15 protein-coding genes are annotated in these 24,395 nt (G+C 46.8%); all 15 read right to left on the bottom strand.

Going from position 1 to position 24,395, the window contains the following annotated elements; all coding sequences use genetic code 11:
• Nucleotides 1–44: 44 nt before the first annotated feature.
• Nucleotides 45–1,157 carry an alginate lyase family protein gene (locus DDR33_RS14240; protein ID WP_109416475.1) on the bottom strand — a complete coding sequence of 371 codons (1,113 nt, stop codon included), beginning with the start codon at nt 1,155–1,157 and terminating at the stop codon, nt 45–47.
• Between the two features lie 8 nt (nt 1,158–1,165).
• Nucleotides 1,166–2,431 carry an SGNH/GDSL hydrolase family protein gene (locus DDR33_RS14235; RefSeq protein ID WP_109416474.1) on the bottom strand — a complete coding sequence of 422 codons (1,266 nt, stop codon included), beginning with the start codon at nt 2,429–2,431 and terminating at the stop codon, nt 1,166–1,168.
• A 33-nt stretch (nt 2,432–2,464) separates the two neighbouring features.
• Complete coding sequence (locus DDR33_RS14230) at nt 2,465–3,934, bottom strand: alpha-L-fucosidase (protein ID WP_109416473.1); 1,470 nt, start codon at nt 3,932–3,934, stop codon at nt 2,465–2,467.
• A gap of 16 nt (nt 3,935–3,950) precedes the next feature.
• Nucleotides 3,951–5,195 carry a glycoside hydrolase family 88 protein gene (locus tag DDR33_RS14225; RefSeq protein ID WP_109416472.1) on the bottom strand — a complete coding sequence of 415 codons (1,245 nt, stop codon included), beginning with the start codon at nt 5,193–5,195 and terminating at the stop codon, nt 3,951–3,953.
• A 2-nt stretch (nt 5,196–5,197) separates the two neighbouring features.
• Entirely contained in the window at nt 5,198–6,457 is a 1,260-nt protein-coding gene (locus tag DDR33_RS14220; RefSeq protein ID WP_109416471.1) for a DUF2264 domain-containing protein, read from the bottom strand.
• Between the two features lie 36 nt (nt 6,458–6,493).
• Complete coding sequence (locus DDR33_RS14215) at nt 6,494–8,248, bottom strand: RagB/SusD family nutrient uptake outer membrane protein (protein WP_109416470.1); 1,755 nt, start codon at nt 8,246–8,248, stop codon at nt 6,494–6,496.
• A gap of 15 nt (nt 8,249–8,263) precedes the next feature.
• Nucleotides 8,264–11,716, bottom strand: a complete 3,453-nt coding sequence (locus DDR33_RS14210) for a SusC/RagA family TonB-linked outer membrane protein (RefSeq protein WP_158280754.1) — start codon at nt 11,714–11,716, stop codon at nt 8,264–8,266.
• A 228-nt stretch (nt 11,717–11,944) separates the two neighbouring features.
• Nucleotides 11,945–13,051, bottom strand: a complete 1,107-nt coding sequence (locus DDR33_RS14205; protein ID WP_109416468.1) for a FecR family protein — start codon at nt 13,049–13,051, stop codon at nt 11,945–11,947.
• 90 nt (nt 13,052–13,141) lie between these two features.
• Complete coding sequence (locus DDR33_RS14200; RefSeq protein ID WP_109416467.1) at nt 13,142–13,729, bottom strand: RNA polymerase sigma factor; 588 nt, start codon at nt 13,727–13,729, stop codon at nt 13,142–13,144.
• Between the two features lie 27 nt (nt 13,730–13,756).
• Nucleotides 13,757–16,108, bottom strand: a complete 2,352-nt coding sequence (locus DDR33_RS14195; protein ID WP_109416466.1) for a glycoside hydrolase family 31 protein — start codon at nt 16,106–16,108, stop codon at nt 13,757–13,759.
• A gap of 17 nt (nt 16,109–16,125) precedes the next feature.
• On the bottom strand, nt 16,126–17,508 hold the full coding sequence (locus DDR33_RS14190; RefSeq protein ID WP_109416465.1) for an alpha-L-fucosidase: 1,383 nt from the start codon (nt 17,506–17,508) through the stop codon (nt 16,126–16,128).
• Between the two features lie 45 nt (nt 17,509–17,553).
• Complete coding sequence (locus DDR33_RS14185) at nt 17,554–19,500, bottom strand: glycoside hydrolase family 97 protein (protein WP_109416464.1); 1,947 nt, start codon at nt 19,498–19,500, stop codon at nt 17,554–17,556.
• A 521-nt stretch (nt 19,501–20,021) separates the two neighbouring features.
• Nucleotides 20,022–20,411, bottom strand: coding sequence for a DoxX family protein (locus DDR33_RS14175; RefSeq protein ID WP_109416462.1), 390 nt, complete (start codon nt 20,409–20,411; stop codon nt 20,022–20,024).
• A gap of 52 nt (nt 20,412–20,463) precedes the next feature.
• Entirely contained in the window at nt 20,464–22,842 is a 2,379-nt protein-coding gene (locus DDR33_RS14170; protein ID WP_109416461.1) for an ABC transporter permease, read from the bottom strand.
• Between the two features lie 165 nt (nt 22,843–23,007).
• Nucleotides 23,008–23,427, bottom strand: coding sequence for a hypothetical protein (locus tag DDR33_RS14165; RefSeq protein ID WP_146198774.1), 420 nt, complete (start codon nt 23,425–23,427; stop codon nt 23,008–23,010).
• Nucleotides 23,428–24,395 lie beyond the last annotated feature (968 nt).

Here is a 24,395-nt window from a genome sequence, read left to right as displayed (position 1 = left end):
TTAAATCCGTACTCAAAGTACAGATTTGCGAATATAAGGAGAAACTATTTTTCGTAATCCCCGATTTTCACAGACATCAGGGTAGGATAAGTCCAGACATAATGTCGCGCAGCAAACATCAGCGGCCGGTATCCTTCAACATACGTTTCATAGGCCTCATCTTTATAAAGCCCCGACATAGCCTCGATCAGGTTCGCCGGCCAGAATGATCTGGCATCCTCCGGCTTTCCCTGTCTCGGCGACGGGTACCAGGGCCATTTCTGCGGATGCTGATTATAGTAGAGAAGATAGTCAAGCGCCTTTTTTACAGATTTACCTTCACCGGAGAAGAACAGATTTTCTCCTGTTGCATTATAAGCTATCCAAAATGCACCCGTAACAGGGGTTAAAGAAAAGTAGGTATACCAGATCCCGTTCGCTTCCCTCTTCACCTCCTCCGTCAGGTGCCCGTCATCAGCAATTTTCGCAGGAAGGTCCATTTTCAGCTGCCGGATATGCTGAGCAATGGCGGGAGAATTATCCAGGTAATAATCAGCAAGCATCGCCCCATACAGTCCCCAGTCGCCCCAGTTGTTCTTCCTCGAACTGATGGAACAGGCCGCCTTCCGGTAAACAGATTCAAGCCAGCGCTTAAACTGTTCACGGTCCTTACTTTTCCATTCAGAATAATTCCTCATTAATTCAGCCGCAATAACCAAAGAGGCACCCATATAGGTCATCACAAGCGGGCCGTCCGCTTCAGAGTATTTTTTATTTATGGAAGCCCATGCATTTAACAGCATGATGGCCTTATCTCCGTACTTTTTACTCCCCGTAAGCTGCCAGGCCAGTGCACAGCTGTAAGCGTGAAAACCATCCGAATTCAGAGCTTCAGAATTCCTGCGGTGCCCTTCCTTATCAAAATAAAAACCGGGGATATGAAAGTCTTCGAGAGCATGATGCCCGGCTATTAATGCTGAATCAGCCTGAACTTTTAATTGATTGAAAGCAGAAAGCCAGGGCTCCCTTTTCAGGCGAACCTGCTGTCTTACAAAATTAATCTGCGCACGGGGATGCATTCCCCCCGGGTGCTCATAACAATAAGCAGGAGATATAAAGAAAGCCGGGATAAGGTAGATCAAAACGACAATATACCGGATACGAATGTCAAGCCCCATGTCTTTTCTTATAAAAGTTTTCCAATGATCATCAGTTTACCCAGGAAAAACAGGCCCTTCCTGTAATCCGCAGGATCTTCCCTGGTTTCATGATAGTTGACCATTTTCTGCTTGTCTGTCGTCATTGTCCCCTTCTTCAGGATCACCACATGCTCTCCATCCTTCAATGGCCCAATCAGGCAATAGCTCCTTCTGTAAAAATACCCGTAGCTGTCGAACCTCGTCCTGATGTCTGGTTGCCCGTCAATATTTACGACTACCGATGGCGTCGCAGACGGCCCGATAATATCACAAAAACCAAAATAAGTCCCTGAAAAACGGACGACAACACTGTCACTGGTGTGCGCAGTACAGATCAATCCGGGATAGGCCTTCTGAAAAGGCTTCAGATAGCCATCCCAGGAAGCCTGCTCCCATCCCGCAGTTCTTTGCACCTCATCCGGCGAAAGCACCCTCGTTACCCCGAAGTTACCGGAATACAATGGCTGAGGCATCTTTTTCATTTCTTTGCCGCTCTTCATATTTTCGAATGCCCCCACAATGGTCTTTGTGTAAATCTCATGCCCCAGGTCGCCCGGATGTGTGCCGTCAAATGAAAAAACAGCTCTGCCGGCTGCCTCATCCTCTTTTGTCCCCCGGAAAATCAGCTTGCCCTGATTGACCTCTTTCAGGACGTCGATCCCAAGGTTAACAGACGGCAGCTTATAGTAGTCTGCAACACGTTCAATGAACCGCACAGAACGATATAGCTCACCCTTATTATAAGCCCCCGTCATCTGATCATGAATCGTATACAAAAAACAGATATCCGTCTTCAGGTTCTGCTTCTTTATCTGCCTCACAATTCCCTCTATAGCGTTGCAAACCAGGAGAGAATCGCTGGCAGCATCGTTCACAGCAAATTCAACAAATACCAGGTCGGGATGATGGGAAAGAACCTCCTCCTGCAGCCTGAAAGCTCCGAGAGAAGAGCCTGTGCCCCCCACCCCGGCATTATACACAGAGATAGACGACTTCGGATACTTCTTTCTGAAATACTGCTCCGTCTTTACACGGTAGCCCGCTGCCTCAGTGATGCTGCCTCCGAGATAACATATCGTAACAGGGGAGCCCTTGCCGAGCTTCGCGAAAAATGCCGGCAGGCCATTTCTTTCCTGAAGGACAGAAAAGCCCGCCAGCGTTTGGCTAACGCCAATTTTTAACAGGGATAAGATCAGTAGTGCCCCAATAAAGATTATTCTGCAGGAGGTAGTCCTGCGATCAGCATGTAACATCGTAAAACATGTAATGAGTAATAAAATAAATTTCTAATCCATCACGACCTTCAGCGAGTATCCGTGAGGTGAGTCCTTTACTCCGGCAGGCAGAAAAACACGCAGTCCGTCCGGCCCCTGGCTGAACTTTATACCCGCTTTTCCCATCTCCACCTTTTTCACTATTCCATTCGCTTTATGTAATGATTTGATAAAAGCCTGGCCATTGGCGGGCGACTTCAGGGCGATTGCATATACCGCTCCGTCCTTTTGAGTGAACCAGAAATCCTCCGGTGTTATGGACGCCTTAAAGCCGTCCCGCTCACGCTGTTCTGTATCCGTTATTTTGTAATCGGAGGGACCTTCATGACTCACCTTCCATGCGGAAGAACCATAGATCGCATCCTGATTCACTTTCATCCAGTCACCGATCTCTTTGAGGTTCTTCACTACCGGTTCTGGAACCGAACCATCGCCGCGCGGACCAATGTTAAGCATGTAGTTTCCCCCCTTGCTTACAATCTGAAGAAGCCAGTACAACAGTTCCTGTGCACTTTTCCAGTCATGATCGTAGGATTTATATCCCCAGGAATTATTAAAAGTACCGACCGTTTCCCAGGGCATATTATACTTCTTATCGTCAGGGATCTGGTTATCTCCCGGAATAGCGTAATCTCCCATCTTATTGCCGATCCTTTCGGCAACGATCACCCTGGGATTAATATCATACACTGTTTTGTAAAAGCGAAAACTCTGTTCTTTCCTGATTAACTCAGGCATATCAAACCACATATAACGGATCTCCGGATATTTGGTCAGCAATTCCTTTACCTGGGGAACAGATTTCTCATCGAGGTATTCCTGGTAGGTATTGGGACTCGGATCCCACAAGTTTGCACCAAAGGTACTGGTTGGTTTACCGAGCCGGTCATTGGCTTCTTTCGTCTCTTTATACTGTGCGTCCGCTCCGTCTGCCCAGTCAATATTGTGTGAATAATAAACCCCGAAGCGGACACCATATTTGCGGCACGCCTTCACCAGTTCGGCAACTGCGTCCCGTTTGAAAGGCGTAGCGTCCACTATATTGAAACTGCTGACATCCGATTTATACATCGCGAACCCCTCGTGATGTTTAGCTGTGATGACCAGGTATTTCATTCCTGCATCCCTGGCCATCCTGGCGATCTCATCAGCATTAAAGGAAGTTGGATTAAACTGGTCCGCCAGCGCAGCATACTCCTTCCGCGGGATCTGCGCCGCCAGCTGGATCCATTCTGCAACTCCCGGTCCCTTCATCTCTTCCATCTTTTTCCCTTTCCAGGTACCGGCGGGTATGGAATACAGCCCCCAGTGAATAAACATTCCGAACTTCAGATCCTGAAATTCTTTCAGCGCCTCTTTTTTTGACGCATTCATTTTTTGCCATTCGCTCATAGGGTCAGCCTGTCCAAATAAAGGTGTACAGATCGTCATGCAGAATGACAACAAACAAAAGCTTAAAAAGGCAGAAAAATATCGGTTCATAATTTAAATAAGCTTATCAAAAATGATTAGCGCCCGAAAGACGCAGTAAAGCCTCGAGATAATAATAATCAGCATACACCAGCGGCACATCTATCTCCCCCCCGTGCGGGATGCTGCCAACGCTATGTTTCAGGATGAAATAACCGTTAGAACCCGGCTGAGCAGTATACCTGTCTGACGTCAGAGAGCCCAGGATCGTTTTCGCTGTACTGTAAAAAACAGCTTTCTGTTTTCCCCTGACATACGTACTCAGTTCGAGGAGAGCAGAGGCGGTGATAGCCGCAGCAGAGGCATCTCTCGGGACTTCCCTGAATTTTGAAGGCTCATACCTCCAGTTAGGATTATACCCTTTCTGATCAACATTAAAATCCCAGTAAGGCACCTTGTCGGCAGGCAGGTTCTTGTTATGGATGTAAAATTCAGCCATCTTTACCGCAGCGTCGAGAAACTTTTTCTGGCGGGTTTCCCTGAACACCTGCGTAAACCCGTATAAGCCCCAGGCCTGCCCACGTGCCCATGCCGAATTATCAGAAAAGCCCTGCGCCGTCTCTCTGCTCAGGACTTCTCCGGTATTTTCATCGTAGTTTACCACGTGGTAAGAGCTGTAGTCGGGCCGGTAATGATTTTTAAGGGTAGTTTCAGCATGTTTTATTGCAATATCCCTGAAACTTTGATCGCCCGAAAACTTCGAGGCGAGGAATAACAGTTCAAGGTTCATCATATTGTCAATGATCACGGGATACTGGTATACAGCTTTCCCTCCCCATGACTTAAAAGTATTCCAGGATTTTATAGCCCCCACTTTCGGATTAAAGCGTGTAACGAGTGATTTCGCGCTCTGAACCAGGATCTTCTTATACGCTTCATTCCCGGTGATCCTGTAGGCATTCCCGTAACTGCAATTCATCATAAACCCGATATCATGGTGAGAAGTATTGTATTGATTCTTCTCCAGCGACTCTGTCCATTTCGTTGCAGCAGCCTTCCATTTTTCATCTTTTGTATATTCATACACATACCACAGGCACCCCGGCCAGAAACCGCCCGTCCAGTCTCCTATCGTCGTAAAGGTTGTCTTCCCGTTCGGATCTGCCGAGCGCGGGTACAGGCTGAGATCTGTAGCGGTCGCAAGCATCTGCGTATATTGTTTTTCTGCTTCAGAAAAACCGGATTTGATAATATTCGTACTATCCGGCCCTGCCATTGAGGGCTGAACAGCGAGCAATATTGCTCCAAAAAGTAAGAAAGGTTTTATACTCATAATCAATAATGTGCAGCGTGATCATTTTTTACCGGCTTTCCCGACCATACCAGTTGTGAAGTCCATTCCCTCCCCGGTTCTGTCCAGACCGGATCATCTTCCGGGAGGCCCAGGGCGAGAAAACCTTCCGTGCAGATATAGAGGCTTCCCGTTGAAGTATAAGAGTCAGCCACAGCCCATTGAGAGCCGCAGACACCTATTTTAAGCCAGCCTTTAGGGTCAAATGTCCCGTCCTGTTCAAATGTTCTTTTCATAACAGCAGTGACGGCGCTTCTCACCTGTGCTCCCGGCAATTCATCGGGAAGCTTATGCAGCAATGCAAGGTGACCCAGTGGCTGAAAGGCAGCGGTGCGGTAAGGCATTGACCGCCCTATTGCAGGATAGGTTCCTTCCGGTGATATCAGTCTTTCGAGCAGAACAGCATAACGCTGCATCCTCTTTATTGCCAGATCCAGGTCTTCCCGGCCGGCAAGGCCCCTGTCGCTGGCAACCTTAAGCAGATCTGTCAGCATAGAATGAATGACGTAGCTGTTATAATAATCCAGTGCGAAGTCAGGTCCGTCGGCATACCAGCCATCCCCTTTATACCATTCCTGCGTTTTGCGTATGCCGATCATGATCCGGTAAGGTTCATACTCGTCCCCGGCAACCAGCAGGAAAGCTTCCACCATCGCAGCAAACAATACCCAGTTGTTATAAGCCGGCATAATGCGCCGGAGCTGCTTCAGTTCAAGCAGAAAACGTTTTTTTGTAATTTCATCCAAAGGTTTCCAGAGCACATCGTACGCCCTCAGTAATCCCTGGCATAAATGAGCGGCATCTACAAGAGGCTGGGCTTCCGATCTGAAATTCAGGTAATCGGGAGAAGAAGGATTTACAGCATTAGCCATCCCCTCCAGGTACCATTGAAGGAGTTGTTCCCGCTTCCTTCCCTCTGGTGAATCCCGATCAGGCAGAGCCAGCCAGGGCGCTATCCCGCAGATAGTTCTTCCAAAGGCTTCCAGGTGGCTTACTTTCTCCGCTTTCAGGGAATAGCCCGGTGCTTTCTCCAGGGGCATCTCCTTTTTGAGCGTATTCCGGCTAAGATTCTGCAATACGGGGGCGCTGATTTTATAAAGGAGGGACGACCAGTATTCCCGGTCATTCCCTTCTTTTATTGCTTTCGTCTCCTTTTCTCTGTCAGTAAGCCCGGCAAAAGACAGCTTAGCCATAGTTAAGCCTCCCGCCAGGGGGATGGCCTTTACAAATGATCGTCTTTGCATTTTTATCTAAGTGTGTGTTTGTGTGGCGTACAGAGTTTAATTAATCCAGCCCGGATTCTGTTCGAGGTCCGGATTCATAATAATGTCGCCGAGTGGGATTGGCCATGTGTAGATATAATCTGCCTTGAACGAATAGGCCGCAACGTTGCCTCCCCATATCTGTTTTCGTCCGTTACCCGTAAAGAAAACAGCATCTTTCCATGTTCCCCACCTCAGCTCGTCAAAGTAGGAAACTCCTTCCAGCGGCAGCTCTACTCTCCTCTCATTACGGATGCGCACTCTCAGGTCATCCTGCCCGGTTACGGTAGTGGCCGCATTCGAGTTTAAAAGTGCAACGCCGGCTCTTGCCCTCACCTCATTCACCAGGTTAATGGCCTCTGAAGTCTGCCCCTGCTCATTCAGCGCCTCAGCCCACATGAGCAGTACATCAGCATAGCGTATGAGAGGTGCATCGAGCGGCGCATAGTCCCTGCTGATAATTTCCGAAGTACCGGTAGCAACAAACTTCCTGTACAGGTAATAAAAGAAGTTTTGTGTATCCGACTGCACATCGCCGTTCACTTCCGCCTGGCCTCTGTAAGGCCAGCGCAAATAGGAGGTTGTCGGGATTGCCGTATTGCTGTAAGATCCGTCAAAACTCGAATAAGGAGTAATTACAGTAGCCTGCAGACGTGGATCACGGTTGGCATAAGCCTGCTTGATCCGGGCCTCGTTGCCGGTTGGCAGGTAGAGGCTCATCTTTGCCCCGCGTCCCGCAGCTGCGGCAATTTCCTTTTCTGTTAAATTATCCCTCAGAAAATATACTTCCCTCTGTGCCGGGGTAAGACTCGAATAACCCGGTAAGACATCCTCCCAGTTAAATTTAGAACCATCGGCGTTCTCATAAAGATCAACCAGGTTTGGTGAGGGCATGAAATAATTCCAGTTTGAGCCCTGCGCCGAGCGGCTTCCCACGAACACCTGGAACGACGCCCCGGAATTAGGCTGGCTGATGTTTTGAATAGAGAAGATCATTTCTGCACATTGCTCATTGGCGAGGGTAAAAAGAGCACCATAATTGCTGAAAAGTGCATATCCTGCTTTCTTCACCTCGCTGAAATCCGCTGCTGCCAGATCCCATTTCTTAAGATACATATATGCTTTTCCTCTTAAAGCGTAGGCCGCTCCTTTAGTTACATGTCCGTAATTGGCATTCCCCTGCGGATATCTTGCCGGCAAGTTGGGCTCGTTGATACAGTCAGTAAGATCTGCAATCACCTGGTTCCATACTTCTTCTTCTGTCGAGCGCGGCTTTGTTGCACCTGTAGGACCGTAAGGTTCCAGGTATATTGGAACTCCCCTAAACAGCTGGTTTAATCTCGAATAGAAATAAGCCCTGATAAACTTGCTTTCAGCAATGTAACGTCCTTTTTTTTCATTACTGGAAGGCGATTTAAGAGGGATATTCAGGATCGCATCATTCGCACGCTGAATGCCTTCATAAAAGTTCTTCCAGTAGGCAGAAAATAACCCGTCTCCTGCAGTGATGGTGCCGTTTAACAAAGGTTCGTCAAACCTGCTCTGGCTGGTAGAACTAAATCTGTCTAATGCATATATTTCATTATAAATACCATTGCTGCTATTCCCTATTCCTAACCTCAGTCCGGAATATACTCCGGTTAAGCCTACGTCTGTCAGGTTATCTGTTGTCCACATAGTTTCTGCAGGAACAGAAGAATAAGGCTCGGTGTCCAGTAAATCCTTCTGACAGGCAGTTAGAACCAACACGGAAAAAATCAATATTTTCTTCATAATATCATTTTTAAATCAGAAAGTCACATTTAATCCTAAAGTGTATTGCCGCATAGTCGGATATCCTAAGCTTGGCCCGATCTCGGGGTCAAGACCCGGATAATCAGTAATCGTCAGCAGGTTCTCGCCTCCCAGGAACAACCTGACGTTACTTAAGCGCAGCTTCTTTAACTGGTTCGCCTTTAACGTGTAACCAACCTGGAGGTTCTTCAGCTTAATATAAGAGGCATTATAAAGGTAAAAGTCGCTGGCATAAGTATTCTGGGGATCCGTAGTTTTCAAACGGGGATAATGGCCATTGATATTATTCGCCGGATCTGCCGGGTCTGCATCGTTATAATAGTAATGATCATCAGCGATCATAGAGGGGATCGCTTTACCCAGACCCACAACAGACTGGTTCAGGTAAACGGCATTCCAGTAGTAGTACATCCCCTGGCTGGCCGCCCATACCATAGACATATCGAACCCCTTATAGGCAAGGTTCGCGGTGAGACCATAATTCCATTTTGGATTAGGCGATTTCCCGGTAAATACCTGATCTCCTGTATTACCATAGATACCGTCGCCCTTCTTATCTGCGTAAATCAGGTCGCCATACCATATCTTGGTTTTACCAATCCCTCCCGACGGTTGAAAAATGTAACCCGCCGCCATCATATTTTGCAGCCAGGCCATATCATCCGGTGTCCTGATCATTCCGTCCTTCGGTCCTCCGTCCTTATTTACGGTACCGTCAGCATTGTTGTAAGTGCCGCTGCCCTTATAAACCGGGAATACGTAAATTGTATTAATTGGCTGGCCCTGCGTGATCTGGCTTGGCCCCGTGGAGGTACTTCCTATGTATTGTGTAACAGTATTGGTATTATAAGCTGCATTTCCTTTTATATTATATCTCATTCCTCCCACTGCTCCGTTATAAGACAGCGTCAGCTCAAGGCCCTTTTTCAGAACTCCTGCCACGTTCAGCGTCGGCGCAGTGGCAGTTCCTGTGATTGGCGCAATCGGCGGCACAGCTAGAATTCCGGTAGTCCGCCCCCTGTAAGCGTCAAACTCGAAGGTCAGCTTGTTCTTGAATACCGTCCCGTCCAAACCCAGGTTCGTTGTTTCCGTTGTCTCCCACTGAAGAGCTGGGTTGGCATATTTTGTCCTTACCACTCCAATGGCCGGCGCACCGTTAAAGGAATAAGGCGTGGCATTGTAACTGGCCAGGTAATCGTAGTTGCCGGAAGCATTATTCCCTGTTCTTCCCCACGAAGCTCTTACCTTCAGATTGTCTACATACTTATTAACATTCTTCATGAAGGGCTCTGAAGAGATTTTGTAACCTGCAGAAAAAGAAGGAAAAAAGCCCCATCGCCTGTCGGAGGCAAACCGTGATGACCCGTCTCTGCGCGCAACTGACTGGAAAATATACCGGTCTTTATACGAGTAATTTATCTGGCCGAAATAAGACCGCATGGCATAATCAAACTCATCGCCCGTGGCACCTAGAGGATTTGTTACAGCATTCAAAGTAGTAATAGAGGGATCTATAAAGCCCTGTTTGTTCACATTAAAATTATAGCTGTTAAAGTACTGCTGATTATAACCTATCAGAGCCCCTATATTATGATCTTTCGCAATAACGGTCCGGTAACGCAATACATCATCGAAGATCACATTGTAGCTTTTCGAGAAGGAATAGTTTGACGTCAACTGGCTTGGGGATACTGCAGCTGCGCCGACAACTCCGGTTGCAAAATTTACCTTCGTGATCGGCCTGGTATACAGCGTTCCCTCTGTAGACGAATTATCATAGTGTACTTTGGCTTCGAAAGATAAGCCTTTCAGAATATCCAGGTTCGCAAATACGGTTGTATTAATCCGGGAAAGAACGTTGGCCCCGCCCTGGCTGTACAGCCAGGAGACCGGATTATTTGCCGTTGCCGACTCCTCTTTGGCAGCCGGGAAGCCATAGTTTCCGTTATAGGATGGATACAGCCCAGGCACGCTGGCTGTCAGATAGCTGAATGCTGTACCCAGATCATTCACACCGAATTTCTGCCTGTCGCCAAATGTCTGGGTACCGACTGTCAGAAACTTCGCCAGTTTCGACTGCAGGTTAACCCTCAGTCCATACCGGTCTGCTCCCGTGTTGATCATCGTTCCGGGATTGTCAATATAATTCAGGGACATCAGGAACTGTGTAGTCTCATTCCCGCCATTCAGCGCCAGGTTATGGTTTTGCATCGGGGTAGAAACACTGAAAAGCTCCTTTCCCCAGTTTGTATTGGGATAGGCTATATAATTAGGAACTCCGATATCATTCAGTCCATTAGGATTAGCTTTGGCACTTTCCCACAAGTCCATGGTTGTCTGCTGATACACCGGAGCCTGTGCTACGTTTCTGTAGCCTTCATTCACCAGTTGCATTAAGCGCACGTAGTCAGAAACGAATTCGGGAACATTGTTGGGCTCAGCTTTTGAAAGCAGCGAGGTATACCGTACAGTTGTTTTATTCTTAGTCCCTTTCTTCGTTGTGATCAGGATGACCCCATTGGATGCCAGGGAGCCGTAAATGGCAGCAGTTGCAGCATCTTTTAAAACGGAAATATTTTCGACATCGTTAGGATTAACGGCATCCATAGAGCCTACTATGCCGTCTATTACGACAAGCGGACTGGTGCTGTTAGTTGTTCCCAGACCGCGGATCAGGATGCTGGCCCCATCATAACCGGGACGACCGGTTGTCTGGCGGACATATACGCCGGATGCCAGCCCTGCCAGCGCAGTTGAAAGGTTCGTAACAGGCCTGCTCTCCAGTATTTTGCCATCTACAGAAGCCACCGCACCGATGACGTTCACCCGCTTCTGTACGCCATACCCTACTACCACCACTTCATCCAGGCTGTTGCTTTTTCCCTTAAGCACCACATTCATCGCCGGCGAACTCCCCACAACCTTCTCCTGGTCTTCAAAGCCTACGAAACTAAACACCAGGACTGCCCCCGGACCGGGAACCTCGATAGAGAACTTACCGGCCATGTCGGTCACTACCCCCCGGCTGGAGCCCTTAAGCTTTACTGAAACTCCGGGCAGGGTTTCTCCCGTCTTATCATCCGTGACTTTCCCGGATACTATGATCTTTGAAGCTTCTGCACTTTCTGCAGCATTCTTAATAATCACAACGTCACCTGTAATTTTAAAGGAAAGAGCCAGAGGTTCCAGCAGATTTTCCAGGATGTCGGTCAGGAGAGCGCTTTGCGCGGATACATTCACTTTCCGCTCAGCCTGGATCAGAAGAGGACTATAAACAAAACTGACATTATACCTCTCCTCGAGCTTGAGTAAAACTTTCTCCAGGGAGGTATTTGATTCTTCCAGCGTTACCCGGGTACTGAGAACTGTTTGTCCCTTTCCTTCACGGGCGATTGAAGAACCCACAAGTGTAACAAAGAGAGAGATTTGTATAAGCGAAATTCGCATGACTTTTAGCAGTATAGAATTATATTGCATACATTTGAACTTGTTAGGTTAATAACACTGTTGACTTGACAATATATTCCACGGCAGCTTTTCAGGAGCTGTAGTATCTACTAATCCGTGGACCCAAAAACAGAACCGGCTTGCGGCGAACTTGCCGGTTCTGTTCTGCTATATGATCTTAAGGACTTTCTTCTCTGTTCATATTATTTACGGTTTTTATGGTTAGCGTTAGTTATGATCCGGGGATTGTGTGCATCCCTTTCCTTCAATGGTGATGTTTGTATCAGTAATGGTGAAGCCGGCGTTTACGGCCTCACATATTATTTTCACCTTCTCATATAAAGGCTGAGTGCTCAGCGTGGCAGATATCGGGCAGCTGCCCATAGTCTCCTCATCAAAAAGGATCTCTACGCCGTAAACCTCTTTCAGCTTCGCTATCACATCGGCAAAAGAAGCATTGTGAAACCTGAACATCTTGCGGGCTACTTCCGGTGACAATATCAGTGGCTTCGCCAGTTTCTGCTTCACAATCGCTGTGTCTTTTCTATTAAAAACGGCTTCCTCATTAGCTGTAAGCATCACAGGACGATGTTTCTGTTTCTTTTCGGCAGACAGTTTTACATTGTCAAAAACAGCGACTTTACCGCTGTTCACCACCACCTTAATATTCTTGTCCCTTCCTGCAGAACTCACGCTGAAGGCGGTTCCCAGTACTTTAACAGCCACTTCACCGGCATGTACAATAAAAGGACGTTTGCTGTCTGTTGTCACTTCAAAAAACGCGTCGCCGGTCAATCGGATATCCCGGCTTTTACCTGTAAAAACGGAAGGATATTCCAGTACCCCGCCCGGCTTCAGAACAACAGAGCTACGATCCGGCAAATAAACAAGCACGGGCTTCTGCCCCTTGTTCTCCCGCACAAGCGTAACAGGCTTCTGGTTCCCGGCAGTCATAACAGATCCGGCAGTATCCCGTTTAAGATATACAATAATGCCAGCGGTCAGCAGCACAAGAATCAGAGCTGCTGCTGAAAGCCAGAAACGGCTCCTCATAAGCAAAAACCGGAACCCCGAATTATCGCAGGCATCTGTTATCCTTTCCCTGACTTTATCGTGAATCTCTTCGATCTCCGCATCCGACAAATATCCCTCCGGCTTGATATATAACCCTTTCAGGATCGTATAAGCCTGCATCACCACACCTTTTTTATGGGGATGTTCTTCAAGCCAGACCTCCCAGAAGTGGCGGGCCTGCGGATCTTCATCTAAAACCCAGGCGATAAAAAAATCGTCCACAATGAAGTCTTCCACTTCATATGTGAGGTAATTAACCATTTTAAATATTTTAAGGGTTTACAATATATAGAATACAGAAAGAGACAAAAACTACCCTCCCTTTCCTCTTTTTTTGAAATTATTTTCCGGTTACCAATTTATCAGCATCAGGAACAGGGTCACGATCTCCCACTCCTTGCGCATTTTAATCAGGGCTTTCTGAAGCAGGTTATATACGGATTGTTTGGTGAGTCCCATAACAGTACATATCCTGTCGTGGTTCAGGTTCTCATAAAACCGCAGATAGACAATCTCTTTTTGCCGCTGCGGCAAGGAATTAAAAACCTTTTGCACCCTTTCTTTTAGCTCCCGGTTCGACTGCTCTTCAATCAGCCGGGTCTCTATATTGAATTCTGCCAGGAAAGGAGCGTTATCCAGTGTCTCCGTCTGCTCCCACTTCGTCCGTTCTCTCATAATCCTCAGCCTTAAAGACTTAAATAAATAAGCCTGAACATAAGCTGTTTCTGAGATCCTGCTTCTCTTAGTCCACAGATCAAAGAAAATATCCTGGATACAATCCTTCACCAGATCCCTGTCACTCGAAAAACGGATCCCGTAATTAAAAAGTGGCCGCGTGAATTTTCTCATCAGACAACTGTAAGCTTCTTCGTCACCTTTTAGGAAACTTGCCCAGAGTTCCCTGACATCAACAAATCCTTTTCCTGTTTTTACATGCATATCTCAGCATTAATTGGTTAAAAATCTTTAAAAAAGCTCCACAACGTAGCTCTTATCCGAGTCTGCTACAAAACTTACTTTAACGACTCCTTTCTTCCGGTCGAATGTCACCCCTCCGGCTAATGTATTATTATTCAATTTAGCATATTTAAATTGGTTTACATTGTTAAACTCAAGATTATAAGTCCTTTTATCCCGGATGCCCGGGAAGCTGCCTTTTGCAGCTGACACCACAAACCGGGTACTTCCCGCAGCCTGATCACAGGTGAATAATGTCCTGGCAACGGCTCCTTTTTCATATCCATAACTTTCTCCGTCATCTTCCAGCAAGGTAAAACTGCTTTTTCCGGAAGGATAAATTTTCAGGGTGAGCACACCCGCAGGTTTTGGCCCGAGGTATTGCACCGCTTCCTGGAATGGGATGATCGCTCCAGGCTTTATGAAAAGCGGGCCACCGGCTTGCTCCGGAAGCCGACAAACGATTTTCCTGCCTCCTTCAACTGTCTTGCCCGACCAGAAATCAATCCATTTTCCACGTGGAAGATCAATTGAATCTGTAAATGCCCCTACCAGGAAGTTCTCTCCAAAGAAAAACTGCCGGCTGGAATTCGCGAACCGCTCTTCTTCAGGGTATACTAAAGGCATCGGCCGCACCATAGGCATTCCCGATTCGTGAGCAAGCAATGCATTTGAATAAATATAAGGGATCAGCTGATAGCGCAACTGGTCGTAAAAGCGGAATGCCTGTTTGTCTTTTTCGCTGAAGTAAAAGGGATGAAAAATATAGGCCCAGCTGTTTATCTGGACCCATGGCAGAAAGAAGCCCATATGAATGCCGGGCAACAGGGGATAAACTCCTTCCAGCACATCGCAGGTAGTGTTGCTGTGCCCGCTCATCCCAAGATTAAAAACATCATAAAGGGTTTCTGCCCGTCCGCCGTTATCGCCGAGCGTAGACGCACCAAACCGCTGAATGCCCGAATATCCTCCGCAATAGTGATGGAAAGTACGCGTCCCCAGGTGATCCTTCGTCATTTCCTGCATATTTTTCACCAGCAGCACCTGGTTAAGGTTATGCATCTGACGATCATTCAACCCATTGTAATAGTTCATTCCGGCGTGCAGGTCAAGAGTTCTTGAAGGATCGAGCTTAAAGCCCCTGACACCCTGGTCCAGAAATTTACGAAGATGATCAAACCAATGTTCCTGCCCTGACAAAGCCGCCCCGTTCCTTGCTTTGATCCGGTCTTCCTCCTCAATTGAAAAATCGTGATCCACACACAGCCACAGAGCCAGCTTCATGCCCATGTCCGACAGCCTCGTGATAAACAAGGGATCGGAGCTTTTTGTCCATGCCAGTTCTGCCACAAATTTATCCTTGTTCCAGTCCTTGGACGTAGAAAAGTCATACCATTTAGCCATCCACTGCGGTTCCAGCCAGTAAATATCACAGGGAATCTTTTCGCTCCTGAAACGGGCGGTGTTCTCCAGTACGGTAAACTGATTTTCCATCGTGTTGCTGCCAAAAGCAAGTCCATAAGCCCAGCGGGGCAGCACATAAGATTTCCCGGTGAGAAGGGTATATTGCTTCAATACAGAGGGCATATCCGGCCCCGAAAACAGGAAATAATCAGCATCTTTCTGATCAGGTTCATACACCTGCATCACATCTGGATTGAACTTACCCACATCGAAATAATGCAGTTTCGTCGTGTTATAAAATACGCCCCATCCTTTGTTGGACATGATGAACGGGACAGGAGCTTCCGAACGCTGATACTGTACCCACATCCGCCCGATATGCCCCCTTCGCTGAATACTTTCCCGGTTTCCGCTGCCAAGCCCGTAAAAACGCTCATCTTTCTTCAGCGAGAAAGAGAGCAGAGCCGACAAAGAATCCTGGTAATTGATAACAGCGGCCGTTTCTTTCTTAACCGAGTCGCCTATAATGCCCCCGGCAGTCAGGCTATCCTTACTAAATTCATGATTCAGCAGATCAGCCACCTTATTCCTTCCCGGGATGAACTTCACAGCAATACTATCCACAAGGGTTTTAAGCTGCCCCTTTCTCTCAAGAGCTGCGGTACCGTCCTTCAGCGACATCCGGAAAAGCAGGCTGTCCGTTTCGATCACATACTGATCATTCGTCTTCCTTTGCTTACTTTTAACAGCCTGCCAGTCCTTTCTGACTATCTCATAACGTTCCATCAGGCTAACGGGAAATTTACCCGAAGCGTTTATCCTGACACGCAGGATAGAAGGAGTGCATAATTCGATTTTTGCATAATTGCCATTCTGCAGGCGGATGATCTCCTGCCCTCTGGAGAAGCTGCAAAAATGGAGGAGTACAAAAAATATAATAGTAAATCTGGTTTTCATTCAATTCAATAGTTAACTTAAATTCCGGCATTTTCTATTTTGAAGGTCCAGGCATAGTTACACGGGACGCGGTCGGGAAGTACGGCAGGAGGAACAATGGTGAGGGTATCGCCACTGACGGAAGATCTTACAGCATCCGTAAGTCCCAGCATGCTCACCTTCCCGGCTTTTGAGATTCCCGGGATCTTTAAAGGCTTATCAGGCCATTTGGTGCAGATTGCATACAAGGTATTCCCGTTACGGGTAAAATAAACCGTAGGCAGTTCAGTCTTTGAGCCTTTACGGTCCCAGGCAGAAGAATTATAGATGGCTTCTCCGTTCACTTTGAGCCAGGCTCCCATATCCAGGAGCCTTTCTTCCATAATAACAGGAATGAGCCCACTGGCATCGGGACCGACATCCAGCAGTAAATTGCCCCCGCCGGAGACCTTTTCCACCAGCAGATCAACCAATTGCTTGCTGGTATAATAATGTTCAGTCGTTTCAAAGCGATTGTAACCATAGGAAGTACCGATCCCCCGGCTTTCTTCCCATGGATGGTGGTTACCGACAATACCCGCCTTGTCGTGAACCAGATCATATTCAGTGGTATAATACCCCCCGTGCGTACTCCTTGTTTCCTTGCCCCATCTGTCATTTACAACAACCGTTTTCTTTACGGGCGAATCGTTGTATAGCCAGGCAAGGAATTCTTCACTCCGGAAAACGCTGCTCTGATAATCCCATTCCCCATCCGAAAAAATAACCTCCGGCTTATACCTCACTACTACGTCTTTAAGCTGCGGAAGCATGTGCTCTCCAACATAATCCTTTATTGACTTTTCGTTGTATTGCGGGTGTGTCCATTCAAGTAATGAATAATATAAACCCATGCGAAGCCCTTTTTTAGTCACGGATTTCGTCAGATCTCCGATAATATCCCGGTGAGGACCCACATCCACGCTATTCCACTTGGAAGACTCCGCACTTGGCCATAAACAAAACCCGTCATGATGCTTGGAGGTTAACACCACATATTTTGCACCAGACCGGGCAAAAAGATCTGCCCATTTATCAGGTTCAAAGTATTCGGCTTTGAACTGGTAAGCAAAGTCCTGGTAGGTCGTCTTTTCTCCAAAATAGCGGTTGTGAAAGCTGGTAAAAAGAGGATTCTTCGTGAGCAGCCTCGACTCATAATGCTCCGAATATTTTTCGTAGATCCCTTTTACGTCCGATACGGGGGCGAAAGCAGGTACCGAATATACCCCCCAATGGACAAAGATCCCGAACTTAGCGTCGGACCACCAGGCCGGGACCTCTCTCTTGTCCAGGGATGACCAGTCAGGCTGATAGGTTTGCCCGTTCACATATCCGGCAATAGTTAGCAATGCAATGAGTAATAATATGGGGTTCTTCTTCATTTCCGGAGTAAAGCTGTTTATTAGTTTTAATTCGCTGATTTTCTTTTATTCGGGGCTAAATGTCGCAGCCCAGCCGCCGCCGCCTGCCATGGGGATCCGCAGCGTATCGCCTTTTTTTACTTTTATAAACCGGTGTTCCAGATCGCTGCCCATCCGCTCTGCATTCAGCCCGTCACTTAAGATTTCAGCTGAGAATACTTTGCCCTGCTCCAGGAAATCAAGTTTCACCGTTAGCTCCCGCGCATCCCAGTTAGTCATCGCACCGGCAAACCACTTGCTATTCTTTTTCCTCGCAATTGCCACATACTCCCCTGTTTTACCTGCAAGCGGCACCGTTTCATCCCACACTGTGGGGATCGCACTCAGGAACTTCAGGTATTCGGGCTCTTTCTGATACGCTGTGGGAGCATCCGACAGCATTTGAAGGGGAGCATAGTAAACAATATACATAGCCAGCTGATGGCATCTGGTGCCCTGGCTCATGGGCCTGTCGGGCACCTGGCGCCAGTCTTTCCGGTTATAGTTCTGCATAGCCCCCGGGGTATAATCCATGCTTCCTGCAAACATCCGGATAAACGGGAGGGTCACGTCATGAACCGGGTTCACACCCAGAGAGTCAAACTTGTTCCACTCCAGTCCTTTCACTCCTTCTACATTGATCTGATTGGGATAAGTTCTGGCTGTCCCAGTCGGATGATAAGCGCCATGAAAGTTCACCAGCATTTTCCTTTTAGCGGCTTCTTTCAGCAGGCGTTCATGAAACTGCACGAGCACCTGGTCGTCCCTGTTCATAAAATCCACTTTAATACCTGAAATGCCCCAGCGCTCAAACTGATCAAGCGCTTCGGTCATTTGCCGGTCCAGGGTATGCCACACACACCACAGGATCAGCCCCACACCTTTTTCTTTAGCATACCGGATCAGTTCCTGCATATCTACCTGCCCGCTCACTTTCATCAGGTCGAAAGGGTCGCTCCATCCTTCGTCCAGGTTAACATACTCCAGGTGATTGGCTGCCGCAAAATCAATAAAGTACTTATAAGTTTCCGTGTTAATACCCGATCTGAATGGAACACCTGTAAGATTCAGGGCATTCCACCAGTCCCACGCCACCCTACCCGGCCTGATCCATGAAACGTCGGCAAGTTTATTTTCCGATGCAAGGAGGAACACAAGCTGATTATTAAGAATATCTTTATCCTCTCCGGCTATTGCAACTATCCGCCAGGGGAACGCACGTGTTCCCGTAGTTTTCGCAATAAAGTTTTCACTTTCCTTTACAAGGACTCCGAAATTGGAGTATCCGCCAATCTCAGTCCTTTTAGGATAAGGAGAGTGCCCCGCCGTTAAAGTATTTGCTTTACCCGCCGCAGAAGAGACCGACATGCAGGGATAGTCCAGCACATCCGACTCATGTATCAATATATTCAAACCCGGAGCCTTCACCAGCACAGGCAAACTGCTGTAGTTGGGCTTTAACTGATCAGATATTGCCTGCCGGCGATAACCGGATTCCGACAGATCCGGATGAAAAAAGGCCTCGTAGTTCCCGTTAAAACAAAACTCGCTCTGTTCCGATCTTACAATGATACTGTCACGGATCCTGGTGACAAACCTGTAAGCAAAGCCCTCATTGTAAGCCCGGAACAATAATGTATAATCCCCTTTAAAATCAAGACGCAGCTCCCGGTAATTTTCCTTAACTGAACCGGAGATCCCGTAAAGCGGCCTCACTGTTCTGTTTACCGTAGTGTATTTCGAGTTGCTTAGTTTCGGCAGATCCCCCAGCACCTTTCCATTTGCCAGAGCAAGAGCAAGGCGCGAAGGAAGAACATAGCTCTTTCCTTTATAGGACATACCAAAATGAATGTCTTTGCCAATCAGGACTTTTACAATTAGATCTTTACCGGGGGATTCCAGTGTAAACGTCTGCGCCATTACCCGGGCTTCCGTCATAAGAATAAGAAAAATAATAGCGCAAAGGCACTTCATTGGTCTATAAACTGGTTAAAATTTGTTAGCGAAACTTCTTTCTCTCCGGCCTGTCCTTCACAGCGCAGACCTTTTTATTATAATGCAGAGAACAGGAAAAACTACCCCATCCAAAACCATTTTTTTTATTTTTTCTCTGCTTTCATAAATGAATCACAACATAATTGGTTAACAGCCGGCAAACCGGTCTTTTAAATTCTCACATGCAGGCTTATATATATTTGTGTGTATATAGTTTATTGCGTGTGTGCCCGCATATACACAACCGGATCTGCCTGTAAAGCACACCGAAGATAGAGTGTTCAGGTTTTATTTCTCAGCATTTAACGCCCCGGAAGTGATTAAAAGGCACTACTTTAGTGAAACCGTTCCCACTTTCATCATCTTTAAACACAACGAAATGGCCGGCTTTGCTGCTTATATAAAAGCCGGGAAGAGATCACGTTTAGCTTTATTTTAGACCACTTTGGTACTTTTCAAAAGATACAGCTAAATCAGTAAACGACGGGAAAGCTATTTTTTCAGATTACTTTGGTACTTTTCAAAGCCCAGTATACAAGGATCGGCTGAAAGAAAAGCCTGGCCAACCTTTTATTATCAGAATCAAGCCCGAAAGCATCTCTTCCGTTTAGATACTGAGAGACGTTCCCCGGAAAAACAGCCACGAAAAAAGCAGCAGCAACCTTACCCGCTAACTTCCTTTTCCTCCCCCTGGTAAACAGGAGCGAACTTCCCAGCGCAATCTCTGCAATTCCGGAATAAACAACTGTATTGTCTTTGCTAAGGGGGACCCAGTCGGGTACCTGGGCCTGAAAATCGTTTCGTGCAAAGGTAAGATGACCTGTTCCTGCAAAGATCAAGCCTGCTCCGAGCAGCATGGCCGCCGCATCCTTCAATTTTGTAGTCTTCATAGTGCCGGACTAAAACAAATACCGTTCCATGCTGCCCCGTCGCTCCATGCGATTATTCGGATCTCAGGCTTTTAACCGGGTTGCTTAATGCAACCCTCATGATATGGGTACTCGTTGTGAGAAGAGTAACAATAAGCAGTCCGCAACCTGAAAGCAGGAAGATCCACAACGGTATATCAGCATGCAATGAATATTTCTGCAGCCAGCTATGCATCAACCAATAAGCAAGAGGAGCGGCAATGCAAAAAGACAGGATCACCAACCGGGCAAACTCTACAGACAAAAGCCGCCATAGTTGCGGTACTGTGGCGCCCAACACCTTTCTTACACCAATTTCTTTTGTTCGCCGTTCCGCAGCAAAGGCAGCCATACCAAAAAGGCCAAGGCAGCTGATAAAAATAGCCAGAAGCGCAAAGGCGCCCGCCAGATTACCGATCCGTTCCTCGCCGCCGAACTTCTTGCCATATTCGCTATCGGCAAATACATAGTCAAAAGGAGTCTCAGGTGAATATTTTTTATAGACTCCTTCGATATAGCCCAGGGCTTCTTTTACACCTTTCGAAGGATGAATACGAATATTCACAACATCTCCCGGTACGTCGCCCAGGAAAAAAACAGTAGGCTTAGCCGGCTCATAGGGCGATTGCATCACCATATCTTTTATCACTCCGATTATACGGTAATCTTTCCCGTTCCGGAGCAGTTCACCTACAGGCTTCTCCAAACCGGTGTATTTGGCAGCAGCTTCATTGATCACTATCGCAGATGTATCGCTGGCAAAGTTTCGCAGGAAGTCGCGGCCCTCCGCAAACTTCCACCCCACCGTTTTGCCATAACCCGTGCTGATACGGATCATACCAAAATCACTTGGCATGTCCGGATTTTTTCCCTTCCAGTTAAAACCGCTTGTATTACTGTTAACAGAAGTAAGCGGGCTTGATGCCTCAGCTGCATTGACGACAAACCCGGAAGAAATGAGCTCCTGACGCAGGGCTTCAAAGTGGTTATGAATATTGCCGGAGTAACTGGTAACCGAGATCAGTCCGGCCGGAGAATAACCGACAGGCCGGTTCCTGGTAAATTGTATCTGGCGAAACACCACAATCGTTCCAATAACGAGCACTACAGATACAGTAAACTGAACGACCACCAAAACCTTCCGCGGAACCTCGGCCCCGGGCGTTCTGAAAATCCCCTTTAGAACTTTCACAGGCTTAAAAGACGACAGGTAGAGGGCAGGATAACTGCCGGCCACTATGCCTGTCATAAACGAGAAAAACAGGCAGCATACCCAGAAAGCGGCATTTGTCCATGGAAAACTTATTCTTTTATCAGCAATACCGTTAAATAAAGGGAGGCTCAGGTTCACAAGGAGAAGTGCCAGTATCAGGGCCAGAAAAGAGCACAGCAGCGATTCACCGAAGAACTGAAAAACCAGGTTCTTCCTGCTGCAGCCAATTGATTTTAAAACGCCCACCTCTCTCGCCCTTTTCTCAGACCGGGCTGTACTTAAGTTCATAAAGTTAATGCAAGCCAGTAAAAGCACGAACAGGCCGATAACGCCAAACATCCACACATATTCAATCCGCCCCCCTGTATTCTTTCCGTCTTTAAATTCATCCGACAGATGCCACTTACTCATCGGGTGCAAAAACAACTCAGGCTTAAATTTCTTTGCCTCCGCGTTGATCCTGTCAACTTTGGCATTCCTGATTTCCTCTGAAGTCTTTTCGAGGCTGCCATTATCCGGCAGCTGAACAAAAAGCTGAAAAGAGTTATTGTACCAGTCGTCCGCAGCATTCTTAATCCACTCCTCACTGGTTACATAAAATTCCCACGGTGCAATAAAGTGAAGATCCCTGAAACTTGTCTGATAAGGGAGATCCTCATAAACACCTGCAACTTTAAAATCATCTCTTGTATCCAGTTTCACTGTTTTTCCAAGCACATCGGAACTATTAAAAAGTGCCCTGGCGGCCGATTCTGATAACAATATCGAGGAAGGATCTTGCAGAGCATCCCTTCTTCCCGCTACCATTTTCAGGGTCAGCATATCAGGAGCTCCATTGTCCATATAGCTGCCCGATTGCTTGATCGTCTTGTCTTTGAAGCTCAGCAGGTGTGTCCCCATCCAGGAAGACATCACAATATGCTTAAATTTATGACCGAAGTTTTTTTTCATTACAGGTTCAATCGGTCTTGGCACTGCTCTTCCAGTTTGAGTTATCCCCCCCATGTACTGGTTCTGCATTACCTGTGCGATCCGGCTGTAGTTTTGATGATACTGGTCATAGGTGAGTTCATCATGGATCCAAAGGCCAATCAATATGGTCACAAACATCCCGGCTGACAAACCTGCTATGTTGATAAAAGACTGGATCTTATTCTTAAAGAAACTACGGATCGCTATTCTGAAGAAACTTTTAAGCATAACACAAGATTAAAAAATCGCTTTCGTTCTCAGATTAGCAGCACGAAGAATGCCCCCGTTTCAATTACCTTATTTTCAAGCAATTAAGACATTTAAAAATTTCACAAAATGTACGATACTGAACAGAACATGTTCTTTTTCATGCAGATAGATCACCTACCGAAATCAGTTGATCTTTTCATAAGTATCGGTCCATCCATCGTGGGCAATTGAGCCGTAGCATAAGGATAATTTGGTTCCCGATAACTTGATGAATACTTTCCAGTCAACGCTCTTGTCTTCAAAGACAATTCTCTGGGTATATGTTGTTCCGTCAATTTCCGCAGCCTGCTCATCCACAATTTTATAAGAACCTTTGGAAATAACCTTACCATCGTTAATCTCCTGATATTCGCTTGCAGAAAACTGTATGATCTGACCATTCCCTTTAGGGAAAACAGATGGAGCATTGGCAACCTGTACCCCCAGAATATGCCGGACCTCCCAGGTCCCGATAAGGGTATCAGGCTGAATATCATGAGTATCGTCTTTACAGCTAAATAACAGGGTAATTAAACAAATGACAAATAAGTTTAGAATCTTCATATTTTGCAATTTAAGTTTCATAGACAGATACGACTTTTGACATGGTTATGCTACATAAGGTTTAAAATATTACTTGCCTAAATCAACACTGCCAAAAGCCCCCATTCACATTGCCATGTACCTCCTCAATCCCGCAAAGCCTGGTCATCCCGGTCACCCTTGATCACTCCCAAACAGATCGGCTAATGATTATTAAGCATGCCCATGCTACCGCCTCCTTAACCGCTTTCATCTCAAACAGATATCGGTTAATGTCCTTAAGCTCCTTGGGGCACATTGATGCTGTATTATGGTACACCACGGATTGCCCCAGACAGAACGGCTTAATACACGCGTCTCTATATTAACCCACTTCCAGATACATTCTTTACCCAAAGCCAACAGTAAGGATTACTTACATTTCGTCTCTCCGACCTCCATGTAATCTCCGTTCCCCCTATATCCCATCCATTAAAGAGCAACCCGCTCTCTAAAGAGAAAACCTCTTTCCCAATACAAAAGGCATCCCCTCATCTCCGTCAGTGCTCAATCTTTGTCTTTTGTGGCTGCAGAAGCGTCGGAGGCCCGGGAGGATCATATTCTCTGATGGAGGTTCCTGGAGGGTCAGGGGCGCCGGTGCTGCCGGCTATGAGAGTAAAGTTGGAATATTACAGGACAGGGATCAAGTGTTGATTGTTATTTAGATGAATTCTAAATAACGCCATATATTTACAGGCTAAGTACCATACAGAACCCGCCTTTTTCATAAGAAAGGCGGGTTCTATGCGATACATAAGAGGGAGATGAGCGGCAACATTCATAATGCAATCAGGAAGTGGTCAGGGGATGATCTGAGCCTGGATGGGAGAGAATCGAAAAGATCTGTATAGACAGATAAACATTTTACTGTTCCAGATACGTCCTCCTTGGGCAATATTTAACCAGAACAGAACTTAAAGAAATTATTTTCATAATTAAATATCTTATTA

Source organism: Pararcticibacter amylolyticus (genome assembly GCF_003130405.1).
GTDB lineage: Bacteria > Bacteroidota > Bacteroidia > Sphingobacteriales > Sphingobacteriaceae > Arcticibacter > Arcticibacter amylolyticus.
The sequence above is the reverse complement of the archived record's forward strand: the minus strand, read 5'-3'. Positions and strand labels throughout refer to the sequence as shown.